The sequence below is a fragment of the Luedemannella flava genome, from assembly GCF_039528515.1.
In the GTDB taxonomy this organism is placed as follows: Bacteria; Actinomycetota; Actinomycetes; order Mycobacteriales; family Micromonosporaceae; genus Luedemannella; species Luedemannella flava.
Genome location: NZ_BAAALT010000179.1, coordinates 1 through 15,199, shown reverse-complemented (window position 1 = coordinate 15,199; position 15,199 = coordinate 1). Strand labels below are relative to the sequence as shown.

General features: G+C 70.7%; 15 protein-coding genes. 2 read left to right on the top strand and 13 right to left on the bottom strand.

Features of this window, described 5'->3' with window-relative positions; translation table 11 throughout:
- A partial coding sequence (locus tag ABD211_RS24110) for a polysaccharide deacetylase family protein (RefSeq protein WP_344136242.1) occupies nt 1-717 on the top strand: 717 nt, incomplete at its 5' end.
- 1 nt (nt 718) lies between these two features.
- On the opposite strand, the gene ABD211_RS24105 is transcribed toward ABD211_RS24110, so the two are convergent.
- The 5 genes from ABD211_RS24105 to lysS all read right to left on the bottom strand — a co-directional run bounded on the left by ABD211_RS24105 (nt 719) and on the right by lysS (nt 7,826).
- Nucleotides 719-1,873 carry a hypothetical protein gene (locus ABD211_RS24105; RefSeq protein ID WP_344136239.1) on the bottom strand — a complete coding sequence of 385 codons (1,155 nt, stop codon included), beginning with the start codon at nt 1,871-1,873 and terminating at the stop codon, nt 719-721.
- Nucleotides 1,874-1,905: 32 nt separating this feature from the next.
- Complete coding sequence (locus tag ABD211_RS24100; RefSeq protein WP_344136236.1) at nt 1,906-2,625, bottom strand: Crp/Fnr family transcriptional regulator; 720 nt, start codon at nt 2,623-2,625, stop codon at nt 1,906-1,908.
- Nucleotides 2,626-2,960: 335 nt separating this feature from the next.
- Nucleotides 2,961-5,498, bottom strand: a complete 2,538-nt coding sequence (locus ABD211_RS24095; RefSeq protein WP_344136233.1) for an ATP-dependent Clp protease ATP-binding subunit — start codon at nt 5,496-5,498, stop codon at nt 2,961-2,963.
- A 342-nt stretch (nt 5,499-5,840) separates the two neighbouring features.
- On the bottom strand, nt 5,841-6,197 hold the full coding sequence (locus ABD211_RS24090) for a histone-like nucleoid-structuring protein Lsr2 (protein ID WP_344136231.1): 357 nt from the start codon (nt 6,195-6,197) through the stop codon (nt 5,841-5,843).
- A gap of 111 nt (nt 6,198-6,308) precedes the next feature.
- Nucleotides 6,309-7,826 (bottom strand): lysine--tRNA ligase, encoded by a 1,518-nt coding sequence (gene lysS, locus ABD211_RS24085; RefSeq protein WP_344136228.1) that lies wholly within the window; start codon nt 7,824-7,826, stop codon nt 6,309-6,311.
- A gap of 218 nt (nt 7,827-8,044) precedes the next feature.
- On the opposite strand from lysS, the gene ABD211_RS24080 reads away from it, so the two are divergent.
- The gene (locus ABD211_RS24080; RefSeq protein ID WP_344136225.1) at nt 8,045-8,419 is read left to right on the top strand and encodes a class I SAM-dependent methyltransferase; all 375 of its coding nucleotides are present in this window, start codon (nt 8,045-8,047) and stop codon (nt 8,417-8,419) included.
- On the opposite strand, the gene ABD211_RS24075 is transcribed toward ABD211_RS24080, so the two are convergent.
- From ABD211_RS24075 to ABD211_RS24040, 8 genes are all read right to left on the bottom strand, one after another.
- Nucleotides 8,359-9,120, bottom strand: a complete 762-nt coding sequence (locus ABD211_RS24075; RefSeq protein WP_344136222.1) for a type III pantothenate kinase — start codon at nt 9,118-9,120, stop codon at nt 8,359-8,361. The two genes, ABD211_RS24080 and ABD211_RS24075, sit on opposite strands and share 61 nt — an antisense overlap.
- Nucleotides 9,121-9,123: 3 nt before the next feature.
- Complete coding sequence (gene nadC / locus ABD211_RS24070) at nt 9,124-10,005, bottom strand: carboxylating nicotinate-nucleotide diphosphorylase (RefSeq protein WP_425560514.1); 882 nt, start codon at nt 10,003-10,005, stop codon at nt 9,124-9,126.
- Nucleotides 10,006-10,048: 43 nt separating this feature from the next.
- Nucleotides 10,049-11,689 carry an L-aspartate oxidase gene (locus ABD211_RS24065; RefSeq protein WP_344136216.1) on the bottom strand — a complete coding sequence of 547 codons (1,641 nt, stop codon included), beginning with the start codon at nt 11,687-11,689 and terminating at the stop codon, nt 10,049-10,051.
- 47 nt (nt 11,690-11,736) lie between these two features.
- Nucleotides 11,737-12,657 (bottom strand): septum formation family protein, encoded by a 921-nt coding sequence (locus tag ABD211_RS24060; RefSeq protein WP_344136213.1) that lies wholly within the window; start codon nt 12,655-12,657, stop codon nt 11,737-11,739.
- A gap of 58 nt (nt 12,658-12,715) precedes the next feature.
- Nucleotides 12,716-13,615 carry a septum formation family protein gene (locus tag ABD211_RS24055; protein WP_344136210.1) on the bottom strand — a complete coding sequence of 300 codons (900 nt, stop codon included), beginning with the start codon at nt 13,613-13,615 and terminating at the stop codon, nt 12,716-12,718.
- On the bottom strand, nt 13,612-14,523 hold the full coding sequence (locus tag ABD211_RS24050) for a septum formation family protein (RefSeq protein ID WP_344136207.1): 912 nt from the start codon (nt 14,521-14,523) through the stop codon (nt 13,612-13,614). Before ABD211_RS24050 ends, ABD211_RS24055 begins: the two co-directional genes overlap by 4 nt.
- 51 nt (nt 14,524-14,574) lie before the next feature.
- A complete protein-coding gene (panD, locus tag ABD211_RS24045) occupies nt 14,575-15,024 on the bottom strand; it encodes an aspartate 1-decarboxylase (protein WP_344136205.1) in 450 nt (149 codons plus the stop codon).
- Nucleotides 15,024-15,199, bottom strand: a 176-nt coding sequence (locus ABD211_RS24040; protein WP_344136245.1) for a pantoate--beta-alanine ligase, incomplete at its 5' end; no start/stop codon positions are given. The genes panD and ABD211_RS24040, both read right to left, overlap by 1 nt.

The window sequence follows — 15,199 nt, the reverse complement described above, 5'->3', positions numbered from 1 at the left end:
CTGTCCCGCCCGCCGACCAGCCGGCCGCCGACGAGCGCCGCCGCGCCGGGCACGCCCGCCGACTATGTCGCGCGGCTGCCGAAATTCCCCAAACCGCCGAGGCCGCAGAAGGTCGCGCTCGACCACGAGGAGGGCCGCGCCGCGCTGTACGGGCGCATCCCCACCGGCCAGAAGGTCGCGTTCCTCACCATCGACGACGGGTGGACCAAGCACCCCGAGGCGCTGCGGCTGCTGCGCGCCGCCGGCGTCCCGGTCACGCTGTTCCTCACGACCGACGCGATCCGCGGCAACGTCGGCTACTTCGCCGACCTGCGTGACGCGGGCGCCGACATCGAGGTGCACACCGTCACCCACCCGCACCTGCCCGACCTCGACTACGACGGGCAGCGCGCGGAACTCTGCGGCAACGCCGACAAGCTCAAGCAGTGGTACGGGAAACGGCCCCTGTACTTCCGCCCGCCCTACGGGGAGTACGACGACGACACGCTACGCGCCGCGTGGGACTGCGGGCTGCGGGCCGGCTTCCTGTGGCGGGAGACCGTGGACGGGGGCGTCGTGCGCTACCAGACCGCCGAGAAGGTCATCCGGCCCGGCGACATCGTGCTCATGCACTTCCGACCCGCGTACCCGGAGGACTTCATCGCCGCCCTGACCGCCATGAAGCGCTCGGGCCTCGTGCCCGCGCGGCTGACCGACTACGTGGCGCCGGTGACCTGACTCAGCACGGGCCGTTGTCGGCCGACCGGCGGAACGTATGGGTCGCCACGACGCGCCGGGGCAGTTCGCGGAACGCGTACTGATTGTCGAAGTTGTCCGTCAGGCGGCGCGACTCCCGCTCCGGGATCAGCGCGATATAGAGCGTGATCGGGACGCCTGCCTTCGGCGTCGGGCCGAAGATGACCTGCGGAAACGTCCAGGTGCCCGTGTCCCGGTCCACCTCGGCCGGCAGCAGCGTGAGATAGAAGAACTCGCCCGCCTCGGCGTACAGGCGCAGTTCGTGGCCGGGCGGCACGAGCCCGGAGCCGCGCAGCTCGACGCACCGGTCCAGCTGCACGCCCGTGTCGAAGAACGTGAACCGCTCGGGCGGCTTCGGCCGGGCCTCGGGACCGCCCGTCGGCGAGGACGCGGTGACCACCTCGGCTTTGCCGCCGCCGTGGGTCAGCGACCACGCGGCCGCGGCGCCCAACACCATCAGCGCCGTCACGATGACCGCCACGGCCCGCCCGCTCCACCGGCGGCGCGGTTCGGCCGGCGGCGCGGTCGGCACCAGGTCCGGCCGGGACACCCACGCGGCGATCGCGAAGCCCTTGCGCTCCTCCACCACGTCGACCTGCCGGAAGTCGCTGCCGACCAGGCCACCGAAGCCGTGGATGACCACGTCGCGGAACAGGTCGTCGGTGAACGCCACGGCGACGTCCCGCTCGGGCGCGGCGGCCAACGCCTCGCGCAGCGCGGCGGAGTCGACCAGCCGGCACGCGTCCACGATCGACTTGCCCACGTACCCGGTGGCGGCCACCTGCACCACTCCCTGGGCGAGGGCCGCCCGCAGCCGCAGCCGCGGCGCCTCCGCGTTGACGCCCATCATCGCCTCGGCCAGCCCGCGCACCAGGCCCGAGATGGCCCGCGCCTCGTCGATGCCGGCCGGCAGGAGGACGAGCTGCCCGTCGCCGCGGTTCTGGCGGATCACGCCGCGGCGCAGCGGGCTGTGCGGCACCCCGGCGGCGCGCACGGCCGCCGTGAGGGCGCGGGCCAGCCGCGCCTGCGCCTGATGCTGCGCCTGGTGGTCCAGGGCGCTGTACGCCTCGATGTCGACGACGAGGCACAACCGCCGGATGGCCGGCGGCATCCGGCGCGAGCCCGACGATCCGCTCAAGCCAGCGCGTTCGCTGGTCCCACTGCGCTCACTCATGTGCCGCTGGCCACGCCGCGCAGGGCGGTCCAGTCGGTGATGATGACCCGGCGGTAGCCGGTCACGACCGCGCCACGCTCGCGCAGGCGGCGCAGTGCGCGCTCCACGCTGGACCGTTCGGCCGCCACGAGGGCGGCCAGCTCCGGCTGGCTCAGCGGCACGGCGATGAGCGTGCCCTCGGGGATCGGCTGGCCGTACTCCGTGCCGAGGTGCTCGATGACCCGGGCGAGCCCGACGGTGACCGGCTGCGCGCCGATCTCCATCCGGTGGCGGATCTGCCGGCGCAGCTTCGCGGCCACGACGCGCTGCACCACCTGACCGATGCGCGGGCGGGCGGCGAGCAGGGCGTGGAAGGCGCGCGCCTCGATCAGCCGGCCGCGCACGTGACTGGCCGCGATCACCGAGGCGGAGCGGGGCTCCCCGTCGAGCACCGAGAGCTCGCCGACCACGTCGCCGGCCGCCCGCACGGCGAGCAGGGTGGTGCGCCCGTCCGCCGGGTCGCCGAGCACCTTGACGCAACCGCTGGTGAGCACGACAACGTACGTGCCGGACTCGCCGAGCAGCATCAGCCAGTCCCCCCGAGCGAACGTGCGCGGCGAGCCGGCGGCCAACAGCGCCTCGGCGTCCTCCGGGGAGAGCTGAGCGAGCAGGCTGCTGGGCGCCCACGCCGGTGGTTGATAGGGCATCCCGAGGGAGCCGTCGGACCGGTCGCGCACTGCCGCCTCATCGTCTAAAGGGGTGGTAGCTGGTCCACCTTACGGCTGAGTGGACAGTCGCGCAGCCCTTGTCCGGCGCGAACGTTAACCGTCCCTTGACTCAATCCAGAGTTGGTGTTCGGCTCCGCGTTCGCGGGCGGTCCGCAGTAGATGACGCAGGTCGCCGCCAGCGCAGCCGAACGCGTTCATGGGCGACCGACTGCCGCGCAGGCGGCCCAAATCCCCTCAGATAAGGGGGTTTCTGCCCGGAAGCGGTTTCGTCGGTTGTCGGAGAAACGACAGAGGCCGGTCAGCGCGTCGAGCGCGCTGACCGGCCTCCGGCCGTGCCCTACTGCCTATTCGGCCGCGGTGCCCGCGACGTCGGAGGCGCCGCCGAGGTCCGCCGGGACCGCGTCGGGCGTCTCGCCCTTTTCCGCCCCGTTGAAGACGAGCTTCGTCTTCTCGATGTCGGCCGGGTCGCCGTCGGTGTCGATGACGACGATCTGGCCGGGCCGCAGCTCGTTGAAGAGGATGCGCTCGGAGAGCGAGTCCTCGATCTCGCGCTGGATGGTCCGGCGCAGCGGACGGGCACCCATGACCGGGTCCCAGCCCTTCTTCGCCAGCCACTTCTTCGTGTTGTCGGTCAGCTCGAGGCCCATGTCCTTGTTGCGGAGCTGGGTCTCGATCCGCGACACCATGATGTCCACGATGCCGAGGATCTGGTCCTCCTGCAGCTGGTGGAACACGATCGTGTCGTCGATACGGTTGAGGAACTCAGGCCGGAAGTGCTGCTTGAGCTCGTCGTTGACCTTCTGCTTCATCCGCTCGTAGTTCGAGTCGGCGTCGTTGGCCGTCTGGAAGCCCAGCGACACGGCCTTGGCCACGTCGCGGGTGCCCAGGTTGGTGGTCAGGATGATCACCGTGTTCTTGAAGTCCACGATGCGGCCCTGACCGTCGGTGAGCCGACCGTCCTCCAGGATCTGCAGGAGCGTGTTGAACACGTCCGGGTGCGCCTTCTCGATCTCGTCGAAGAGCACGACGGAGAACGGGCGACGGCGGACCTTCTCGGTGAGCTGGCCGCCCTCGTCGTAGCCGACGTATCCGGGCGGGGCACCCACGAGGCGGGACACCGTGTACCGGTCGTGGAACTCGCTCATGTCCAGCTGGATGAGCGCGTCCTCGCTGCCGAACAGGAACTCCGCCAGCGCCTTCGACAGCTCCGTCTTACCGACGCCGGACGGGCCGGCGAAGATGAACGAACCGCTGGGGCGCTTCGGGTCCTTGAGGCCGGCCCGGGTGCGCCGGATGGCCTTGGAGACCGCCTTGACGGCGTCCTCCTGGCCGACGACCCGCTTGTGCAGCTCGTCCTCCATGCGCAGGAGACGGGCCGTCTCCTCCTCGGTGAGCTTGTAGACCGGGATGCCGGTCCAGTTGGCCAGCACCTCGGCGATCTGCTCGTCGTCGACCTCGCTGACGACGTCGAGGTCGCCGGCCTTCCACTCCTTCTCGCGCTGCGCCTTCTGCGTGAGGAGGGTCTTCTCCTTGTCGCGCAGCTGCGCGGCCCGCTCGAAGTCCTGCGCGTCGATCGCGGACTCCTTGTCGCGGCGCACCTGGGCGATCTTCTCGTCGAAGTCGCGCAGGTCCGGCGGCGCGGTCATGCGGCGGATGCGCATCCGGGCGCCGGCCTCGTCGATCAGGTCGATCGCCTTGTCCGGCAGGTAACGGTCGGAGATGTAGCGGTCGGCGAGCGTCGCCGCGGCCACGAGGGCGGCGTCGGTGATGCTCACCCGGTGGTGGGCCTCGTAGCGGTCGCGCAGGCCCTTGAGGATCTCGATGGTGTGCGCCAGCGACGGCTCACCCACCTGGATCGGCTGGAAGCGGCGCTCCAGGGCGGCGTCCTTCTCGACGTACTTGCGGTATTCGTCGAGGGTGGTGGCGCCGATGGTCTGCAGCTCGCCACGGGCCAGCATCGGCTTGAGGATGCTCGCCGCGTCGATCGCGCCCTCGGCGGCGCCGGCGCCGACCAGGGTGTGGATCTCGTCGATGAACAGGATGATGTCGCCCCGGGTGCGGATCTCCTTGAGCACCTTCTTGAGGCGCTCCTCGAAGTCACCGCGGTAGCGGGAGCCGGCGACAAGCGCGCCCAGGTCGAGCGTGTAGAGCTGCTTGTCCTTGAGCGTCTCCGGGACCTCGCCCTTGACGATCGCCTGGGACAGGCCCTCGACCACGGCCGTCTTGCCGACGCCCGGCTCGCCGATGAGCACCGGGTTGTTCTTGGTGCGGCGGGACAGCACCTGCATGACCCGCTCGATCTCCTTCTCGCGCCCGATGACCGGGTCGAGCTTGCCCTCCCGGGCGGCCTGGGTGAGGTTGCGGCCGAACTGGTCGAGCACGAGGCTCGTGGACGGCGCCGCCTCGGTCCCGGTGCCGGCGCCGGCAGCGGCCGGCTCCTTGCCCTGGTAGCCGGAGAGGAGCTGGATGACCTGCTGGCGCACCCGGTTGAGATCGGCGCCGAGCTTGACCAGCACCTGGGCGGCCACGCCCTCGCCCTCGCGGATGAGCCCGAGCAGGATGTGCTCGGTGCCGATGTAGTTGTGCCCGAGCTGCAGCGCCTCGCGGAGGCTCAGCTCCAGCACCTTCTTGGCCCGCGGCGTGAACGGGATGTGCCCGCTCGGCGCCTGCTGACCCTGGCCGATGATCTCCTCGACCTGCTGCCGCACGCCCTCCAGAGAGATCCCGAGGCTCTCCAGGGCCTTGGCGGCCACGCCCTCGCCCTCGTGAATGAGGCCGAGCAGGATGTGCTCCGTACCGATGTAGTTGTGGTTGAGCATCCTGGCTTCTTCCTGCGCCAGGACGACCACCCGTCGGGCCCGGTCGGTGAACCTCTCAAACATTCGCTCGTGCTCCTCACGTGCCGGCAAAGCACCGCGCTCTGGATGTCAACACTCTATCTCCGCGAGGGGTCGACTCCATGCGGTGAATGGACGCTGCCGCTTCGCTCGCACACGACGCTGGGTCGGCCGAATGGGACATTTCGCCCATCCGGACGTCGGACTGCCCCCTTTTGCAGGGAAATATCCGACGCTCCGACACCCGCGAAGATCGAACCGGTACGCGCACAGCGAACATGTCAACAAGCCGGGGGCCCGATATGTTCGCGATCGAGGGGGCGGGTGACCGCAATCACGCCGCCCCGCACCCGACCGGGAGCAGGCCCCGAGGGGCACGCCGGAGCCTCAGCGCCCGGCTTCCTTGTGGTACTGCTCGACGATGTCCTGCTTGATCCGGCCCCGGGGCGCCACCGAGATGCCCTTGCGCTGCGCCCAGGTGCGGATGGCCTTGTTCTGCTCGCGCTCGGCGGCCGCGCCGCGACCACGGGCGACCGCACTGCGGCCGCCGATGGTCACCGCCCGGCGGCGGTCCGACCGCGAGCCCTTCTCGATATACGGCGCGAGAAACTCACGGAGCTTTTGGGCGTTCTTCTCCGAGAGGTCGATCTCGTAGGCAACGCCGTCCAGGCCGAACTTCACCGTATCGTCAGCAGTGCTTCCATCGAGGTCATCGATGAGCTTGACCACGGTTTCCTTAGCCACGCCTTGTCCTTCCAATGCACCGAGGGTGCACATCGTTCGCTGTGCCGTTTTACATTCGCGACTGAAAGATAACCCGAATTGACGATGTGCGCCATTACTCCGGCGAAACCGTTACTCCGGGCGGACGAGCGGGAAGAGGATAGTCTCCCGGATCCCAAGGCCCGTCAACGCCATCAGCAAGCGGTCGATGCCCATTCCCATGCCGCCGGCGGGGGGCATCCCGTATTCCATCGCGCGCAGGAAGTCCTCATCCAACTGCATCGCCTCCGGGTCACCCTTAGCAGCCAGTAGCGACTGCGCCACAAAGCGTTCCCGTTGCACCACCGGATCGACCAGTTCAGAATATCCCGTCGCGAGCTCGAATCCACAGGCGTACAGGTCCCACTTCTCGGTGACACCCGACTCGGTGCGGTGCGACCGGGTCAACGGCGTGGTGTCCTCCGGGTAATCCCGCACGAATGTGGGGCGGACGAGGCCGGGGACCACCAGCTCCTCGAACAGCTCCTCGGCCAGCTTGCCGGGGATGAGGTGGCCCTTCACCGCCAGCGGATCCACGGCCAGGCCGTGCTTTTCCGCATAGCGCAACAACGTCGTCATCGGAGTCTCGGGCGACACTTCCTCGCCGAGCGCCGCGGAAAGCGATCCGTACAGCGTGATCGTGGCCCATTCGCCCCCGAGATCGTATTCAGTGCCGTCGTAGTGGGTCACCACGTGGGAACCCGACACCGCGAGCGCCGCCTCCTGCACGATCCCGCGGGTCAGTTCGCCGATCGTGTTGTAGTCGCCGTAGGCCTCGTAGGCCTCCAGCATCGCGAACTCCGGAGAATGAGTCGAGTCCATGCCCTCATTCCGAAAATTCCGATTGATCTCGAAGACCTTCTCCAGGCCGCCGACCACCGCGCGCTTCAAGAATAGTTCCGGAGCGATCCGCAGATAGAGATCTGTATCGAGAGCATTGCTGTGCGTCACAAAGGGGCGGGCCGCCGCACCGCCGTGCAGGAGCTGCAACATCGGCGTTTCGGCCTCGATAAAGCCGCGCCGATGGAAGGATTCGCGCAGGCTGCGCACGGCGGCGGCGCGCGTACGGACCATGTCCCGGGCCTGCGGCCGCATGATCAGATCGACGTACCGCTGGCGGACCCGCGCCTCCTCGGACATCGGCTTGTGCGCGACCGGCAGCGGCCGCAGCGACTTCGCCGCCATCGTCCAGCCGTCGGCCAGCACCGACAGCTCGCCCCGCCGGCTCGTGATCACCTCGCCGGCCACGCCGACGAGGTCACCCAGGTCGACCAGCTTCTTCCAGCGGTCGAGCTCCTCGGCGCCCACCTTGTCCAGGGAGAGCATCGCCTGCAGCTCCGTCCCGTCGCCTTCGCGGAGCGTCGCGAAGCACAGCTTGCCGGTGTTGCGCACGAACATAACGCGGCCCGTCACCGCGACCCTGTCGCCGGTGGCCGTGTCCGTGGGCAGCTCGGCGTACTTCTCGCGGAGCTGCGCCAGGGTGTGGGTCCGGCGTACCTCCACCGGGTAGGCCTCGCCGCCGTCCAGGAGAGCCGCCCGCTTGTCCCGGCGCACCCGCATCTGCTCCGGCAGGTCGTCTTCGGGCGCGGTGATGGGCGACTCTTCAGTCATCGGGGGCTCTTTCTCAGCGACGTGCCGGGCTCAGGAAGGCACTGCGGCACGATTCGAATGCGTCGGGTGCGAGCGTACTCAATCCGCCAGGGGCGGCCACCTGCATGTCCGGCATAGTGGTCGGGCATGGGGAATGAGCACACGCCCGCGCTGTCCTTCGGATCGGCCGCCGATCTCTACGACCGCGTCCGGCCCACGTACCCGGCCGCGGCGCTGCGGTGGGCCTCGGCGACGCCGGACCGGGGATCGTCGACCTGGGCGCCGGCACGGGGATCATGACCCGCGTCCTCGTCGGTCTGGGCTACGACGTGACCGCCGTCGAACCGGACCCGCTCATGCGGGCCCGACTGCCCGCCGCCAGCCCGGGCGTCACCGCGCTCGCCGGGTCGGCCGAGGCCATCCCGCTGCCCGAGGGCGCCGTGGACGGCATGGTGGCCGCCCAGGCGTACCACTGGTTCGACCCCGACCGGGCCCGCGCGGAGATCGCCCGCGTGCTGCGGCCGGGCGGAACGGCGCGGGCGACGCGCCTGCGTCAGGGCTGGTTCTTCTCGAAGATCAGGCGGAGGCCCACGAGGGTGAGCGCGGGTTCGTGATGAGTGACCGTGGCGCACTCGTCGAGGACGACCGGGGCGAGCCCGCCGGTGGCGATCACGGCGGTCAGTGGACCGAGCTCTGATTCCATCGCCCGGACCACCCCGTCGACCTGGCCGGCAAAACCGAACACCACGCCCGACTGCAGGCACTCGACGGTGTTCTTGCCGATCACCCGGGGCGGCTTGACCAGCTCGACCTTGCGCAACTGGGCGGCCCGCGCCGCCAACGCGTCGACGGAGATCTCAATGCCCGGCGCGAGCACCCCGCCGAGGAACTCCCCGCGCGCCGAGACGGCGTCGAAGTTCGTCGACGTGCCGAAGTCGACCACGACCGACGGCCCGCCGAACAGCGTGTACGCCGCGAGCGTGTTCACCACCCGGTCGGTGCCGACCTCCTTGGGGTTGTCGATCGCGAGCTGCACGCCGGTCTTCACGCCGGGCTCCACGACCACGGTGGGCACGTCGGGGTAGTACCGCGTCAGCATCGTCCGCAGCGCCCGCAGGGCGGCGGGCACGGTCGAGCACGCCGCGATGCCGGTCACCGTCACCTGCTCGGCGGCGAGCAGGCCCCGGAACTGCAGGCCCATCTCGTCGGCGGTGTTGCGCCCGTCGGTCTTGACCCGCCAGCTGTGCACGAGCTTGTCGCCGGAGAACGTGGCGAGCACGGTGTTGGTATTACCGATGTCGATGCACAGCAGCATGGATCACGCTCGCGGTCGGAGGTCCAGGGCGATATCGAGGATAGGCGAGGAGTGCGTCAGCGCCCCGACGGACAGGTAGTCGACGCCCGTCTCGCCGTACTCGCGCACGTGGGCGAGGGTGAGGCCGCCGGTGGCCTCCAGCTCCGCGCGGCCCCCGACCGCCGCGACGACCTCCCGCAGCAGCTCCGGCGTCATGTTGTCCAGCAGCAGGAAGGTCGCCCCCGCCTCGACCGCCTCGACCGCCTCGGCAACGGTCGTGACCTCGACCTGCACGGGCACGTTCGGGAAGGCGGACACCACGCGGTGATAGGCCGCCGCCACGCCGCCGGCCGCGAGCTTGTGGTTGTCCTTGACCATCGCGACGTCGTACAGGCCCATGCGCTTGTTGGTGCCGCCGCCGGCGCGCACCGCGTACTTCTCGAGGATCCGCAGGCCCGGCGTGGTCTTGCGGGTGTCGAGCACGGTGGCGCCGGTGCCGGCCAGCGCGTCGGCCCACGCCCGCGTGTGCGTGGCCACCCCGGACATCCGGCACAGCAGGTTGAGCGCCGTGCGCTCGGCGGTGAGCAGCGCCCGGGTGGGGCCGTTGAGCACCGCGAGCACATCCCCGCGGACCACGTGCGAGCCGTCGTGCGCTTTGTCCGAAAAGCGTATGGTGCGGCTTGAGGCCACGTCGAACACCGCCCGCGCCACGGCGAGCCCGGCCAGCACGCCGTCGGCGCGCGCGACCAGCTCCGCGGTGTCGGTCTGCTCGGCCGGGATGGTCGCCGCGCTGGTGACGTCGCCGGCCTCCCCGAGGTCCTCGGCGAGCGCGTTGGTGACGATCGTCGTGACGGCGACCGGGTCGAGCCCGGCAACGGCCAGTTCCGCAGCGGTTTCCGGGGTCAGCTCGTCGGCCTCTTGAGCCGCGTGTCGGCGTGCGCGGGTGGGTTCAGACATGGAACATCGGCTCCCAGGTTTCGGTCAGTGCTCCGGTGCTGTCGAGGCCCGCGAGCAGGTGGCCGAGCCACTCGTCGCGGGCGCCCGGGTGGTCCTCGCGCCAGTGGCAGCCGCGGGTCTCCTCGCGCGTGGTGGCGGCGGCGACCAGGGCGCCCGCCACCGTGACGAGGTTCGTCGCCTCCCAGGTGGCGGTGTTCGGCTTGGCCCGGGTGGCGCTCAGCTCGGCGAGCGTCGCCCCGGTCGCGGCCAGCGAGTCGGCGCTGCGCAGCACCCCGGCGCCCCGGGTCATGGCCCGCTGCAGCGGCTCCTTGATCACGTCGTCCACTGTCCAGGACGCGTCGACTGCGGCCGGCACCGGGTCGGCCTGCGGCGGCAGGTCGGCCGCGACGTCCTCGGCGATGCGCCGGCTGAAGACGAGGCCTTCCAGCAGCGAGTTGGACGCGAGCCGGTTGGCCCCGTGCACTCCCGTACAGGCGACCTCGCCGCACGCGTACAGGCCGGGGATGGACGTGCGGCCGCGCAGGTCGGTGCGGACGCCGCCGGAGGCGTAGTGGGCTGCCGGGGCGACCGGGATGAGACCGACGGTCGGGTCGACGCCGGCGGCGAGGCACGACGCCGTGATCGTCGGGAACCGGTTGGCCAGGTCGGGCACGTGCCGGGCGTCGAGGTACACGTGGTCGGCGCCGGTGGCGAGCAGCACCCGGTGGATGCCCTTGGCGACCACGTCGCGGGGGGCGAGCTCCGCGAGCTCGTGCTGGCCGACCATGAACCGCTTGCCGTCGGCGTCGACGAGGTGCGCGCCCTCGCCGCGCAGCGCCTCGCTGACCAGCGGCTGCTGGGCCACCCGTCGGCCCTCCCCGCCCAGGTAGAGGGCGGTCGGGTGGAACTGGACGAACTCCAGGTCGGTGACCGTGGCGCCGGCGCGCATGGCGAGCGCCACCCCGTCGCCGGTGGACACGGACGGGTTGGTGGTGACCGCGAAGATCTGGCCCATGCCGCCCGTGGCCAGCACGACGGCCCGGGCGAGCACCGCGCCGACCCCGTCCTCGCTGCCCTCGCCGAGGACGTGCAGGGTGATCCCGCAGGCCCGGCCGTCGGCGTCGGTGAGCAGGTCGAGCACGAGGGCGTGCTCGATGAGGCGGATCCACGGGTCGCGGCGCACCGCCGTGTGCAGCGCGCGCTGGACCTCGGCGCCGGTGGCGTCGCCGCCGGCGTGCACGATCCGGTTGGCGTGGTGACCGCCCTCGCGGGTCAGCATGAGCGACCCGTCGGAGTGCCGGTCGAACCGGGTGCCCCAGCGGATCAGCTCGCGCACCCGGGCGGGACCCTCGGTGACGAGGACGTCGATGGCGGCGCGGTCGCCGAGGCCGACCCCGGCGACGACGGTGTCCTGCGCGTGGGCGGCGGGCGTGTCGAGCGGGTCGAGCACGGCGGCGATGCCGCCCTGCGCCCAGCGGGTCGACCCGTCGTCGATGTTGACCTTGGTAACGACCGTGACGTGCAGGCCCGCCTCACGCAGGTGCAGGGCGCAGGTCAGCCCCGCGACGCCGGAGCCGATGACCACCACGTCGGTGGTTTCGGCCCAGCCGGGCTCGGGGGCGGCGAGCCGGCGCGCCAGAGAGGTCCGCGACATGCGCCTATCCTCAGCCATCCGCCCCCGAAGGGCACGGGCGCCCCTGGTCAGAACTCGCTGGGCTGCTTGCCCTTGATCGAACCGGTGCGCTTCTTGCGGTCGTACGGGCCCATGAAGCAGCGCACGCCCCGGTCGCCGACGCTCCACAACAGCTCGCTGCCGCCCCAGGTGTCCCAGGAGATGCCGCCGACGCCGTGCAGGCCGCTGACCGTCATGCCGAGGTAGTTGGCGCCGAGCCGGAAGCAGTTCTCGCTCTTGGCCGTGGCCTGCGCGTTCTTGCCGGGCCACTTCTTGTCGGCCGGCGCCCACACGCCCGTGTACTCCATGTAGTGGGGCTTGGCGCAGGCGATGAACGTGACGTTCGTGACGAACTTCTTGTCGGACGTCAGGGTGTCGTTGGCGCATGTGATCGCGAGCGGCCTCGACCCGCGCAGGCCGTCCTTGGCGGAGGCCTTGCGGGTCACGATCGTCTCGAGTGTGTCGGAGATCTCCACCAGCTCGCACCGGAACCACCGGGCGCCACCCTGCCAGAGGTGGTCGAGCGGCAGCACCGGCACGATCGACACCCGGGCGTTGTGGAAGTCCCCGCCGAGGAACGTGCTGGCCTGCTTGGCGCAGCTCGTGAAGGCGGACTTGAAGCCGGCGTCGCCCGGGTCGGGCGGCGACGTCTTGTCGTTCTCCGAGGCTGGCAGCTTGCCCACGTAGTACGTCTCGGAGGCGTGCTCCTGGGCGCAGTCGACCGGCGGCTCGGTGTAGAACGAGGCGAGGGTCCAGTCGACGGACTTGTCGCTGCCCGCCTTGGGCCGGCACACCCCGGAGTCGGGCGTGGGGACCTTGGCCTCGGGCAGCAGCGCCCAGTCGCCACCGATGTCGCCGTCCCCGACGTTCAGGGGGCCGCCACAGCCGGCCAGCGTCAGCGCCAGCGCGGCCGCGACCGCCGCCGCCACCGTTCGTCCGACTCGTCGCATGCCGCCCCTCCCCAGTCCCGGCTCGCGGGCCGAGTTTACGGGAGGGCGGCGCGGGGGCTCACCAGCGCGACGGCGACTTGCCCTTTACAGAGCCTTTGATCTTTTTATCCGGGTACGGCCCGATATAGCATCGCTGGCTGCGCTCGCCGATGCTCCACAGCGTGTCGTTCATGCCGTCGTGGATCCACTGGAAGCCGCCCGAGGCGTCGAGCGCCGACACCGACATGCCCAGGTACCTCGCGCCGACCGCGAAGCAGCCCGCGCTGCCCTGGTCGTCGACCTTCGTGTCGCCGGGGTACTTGCCGTCCTTCGGCGTGAAGGTGCCGGTGTACTCCGCCAGGTGCGACTTCGAGCACGGCAGGAAGCGGAAGTTCTCCAGCGCGTCCTCGTCGTCGCTGGTGTAGTTGACGCACTGCAGCGCGGCCGGCCGTGACCCGAGCAGGCCGTCCTTGAGCGACCCGGTGCGCTCCACGATCGTCTCGTCGCCGTCCGAGATCTCGAACATCTCGCAGCGGAAGAAGCGCCCCTCCCCGCGCCACTCGGTGTCGGTCGGCAGCACCGGCACGATCGAGACCCGGGCGTCGTGGTAGTCGCCGCCGAGGAAGAGTTTCGCCTGCTTCACGCAGGTTGTGTAGATCGGCTTGAACAGCGCGTCGCCGACGTCCGGCGGGGACGACAGCTCCCGCGTCTTCGCGTCGGTGATCCTGCCGACGTGGTACGTCTCGGCCGCGTGGTTCATGCCGCACTCGACCGCCGGGGCCGCGAGCAGGGCGAGGTCCCAGTCGACGTACTTCTCGCTCATGACGTTGACCCGGCACACCCCGGCCGCCGGCACCGGCACCTCGGCCTTGGGCAGCACGGCCCAGTCGCCGCTCACGTCGCCGTCGCCGGCCATCTGGGCGCACCCGCCCAGCAGCAGCGCGGCGGCGGCCAGGAGGGCGAGCGTCGACCGCCTCACCACTGGGAGGGCAGCTTTCCCTTGATGGAGCCGGTCCGCTTCGTCTGCGGGTACGGCCCGAGGTAGCAGCGCCGCGACCGGTCGCCCATGTTCCACCGCGTCTCCAGGTCGTCGAAGCCCGAGTACACCCACGTGAAACCGCCGGTCGACTTCATCTGCGACACCGAGTGACCGGTGTACTTCGCACCCACGCCCAGGCAGCCGGACGACGCGTTCTTGAGCAGCGTCGACTCGCTCGGCATCTTTCCGTCCTTGTGCGTGTAGATGCCGGTGAACTCGAGCTGGTGCGGCTTGCTGCAGCTGATCCAGACGAAGGAGGTGATGTTGTCGCTGCCGTCGACCTTGTTGTTGGCGCAGCCGATCGCGAGCGGGCGCTTGCCGCGCAGGCCGTCGCGCGCCGAGGAGGTGCGCTTGACGATCTTCTGGTTGGCCAGGATCTCCAGCAGCTCGCAGCGGTAGAACCGGGCGCCCGCGCCCCACTGGATGTCGTTGGCGACCACCGGCACGACGGCCACCCGGCCCCGGTGGAAGTCGCCGCCGAGGAACTCCTCGGCCTTCTTCACGCAGGTCTGGTAGATGGCCTTGAAGGCCGGCTCGCCCGCACCGGGCGCCTCGCTGGCCGCCACGGTCCTGGCGTCCGTGATCGTGCCGACGTAGAAGGTCTCGCTCGCGTGCTTCGTCGTGCACGCCATGGGCTGGGCCTCGAACAGCGCCAGGTCCCAGTCGGCGTTCGGGTCGCTGCCGTCGCGGCAGACGTTGTTGGCCGGCACGGGCACCTTGGCCTCGGGCAGCACCGCCCAGTCGCCGCTGACATCGCCGTCACCGGCGATCGCCACGCCGCAGCCGCCGAGCGTCAGCGCCACCAGGACCGCGACCGCGACCGCGCGCGGCCGTGCACCTCGACGCATGCCCACCACTCCTTGATCGACCCAAGGAGCGGCAGCATATGTGAGTACGGCTCAGTTCGTCGCCCCGGCGACGGCCGCCGTTGTGAGATCGTCACCACGGATCAGGTCACCCACCATCCCGGCGACCGCGCCGGCCGGGTCGTCGCCCAGCTCGATGATCCGGTTCTGCGCGTCCACGTGCACCACGCTGGGCTTGTAGTCACGTGCCGTGGCGTCGTCCATCTGGGCGTACGAGATGAGGATCACCAGGTCGCCGGGGTGCACGAGGTGCGCCGCCGCGCCGTTGATGCCGATCACGCCGCTGCCCCGCGCGCCCGGGATCACGTACGTCTCCAGGCGGGCGCCGTTGGTCACGTCCACGATCGCGACCTGCTCGCCGGGGAGCAGCCCGGCCGCGTCGATCAGGTCCTCGTCCACGGTGACGGAGCCGACGTAGTGCAGGTCGGCCTGCGTCACCGTGGCGCGGTGGATCTTCGACTTGAGCATGGTGCGCAGGAACATCAGTGGATCTCCACGGCGAGGTTGTCGATGAGGCGGGTCGTGCCGACCTTCGCGGCGACGAGCAGGCGGGCCGGGCCGTGCGCCGGGGCGGGGCCGAGCGCCGGGTCGGTCAGCTCCAGGTAGTCGGGCTGCACGCCGGCCGCGTCCGCGAGCGTGGCGCGGGCAGCCGCCAGGG

What these genes read in the sequence shown, in the direction of transcription:
- ABD211_RS24060 (WP_344136213.1), bottom strand. Translation starts at nt 12,657, where the DNA reads ATGCGACGAGTCGGACGAACGGTGGCGGCGGCGGTCGCGGCCGCGCTG.
- ABD211_RS24075 (WP_344136222.1), bottom strand. Translation starts at nt 9,120, where the DNA reads ATGCTGCTGTGCATCGACATCGGTAATACCAACACCGTGCTCGCCACG.
- ABD211_RS24065 (WP_344136216.1), bottom strand. Translation starts at nt 11,689, where the DNA reads ATGTCGCGGACCTCTCTGGCGCGCCGGCTCGCCGCCCCCGAGCCCGGC.
- lysS (WP_344136228.1), bottom strand. Translation starts at nt 7,826, where the DNA reads ATGACTGAAGAGTCGCCCATCACCGCGCCCGAAGACGACCTGCCGGAG.
- panD (WP_344136205.1), bottom strand. Translation starts at nt 15,024, where the DNA reads ATGTTCCTGCGCACCATGCTCAAGTCGAAGATCCACCGCGCCACGGTG.
- ABD211_RS24050 (WP_344136207.1), bottom strand. Translation starts at nt 14,523, where the DNA reads ATGCGTCGAGGTGCACGGCCGCGCGCGGTCGCGGTCGCGGTCCTGGTG.
- ABD211_RS24095 (WP_344136233.1), bottom strand. Translation starts at nt 5,498, where the DNA reads ATGTTTGAGAGGTTCACCGACCGGGCCCGACGGGTGGTCGTCCTGGCG.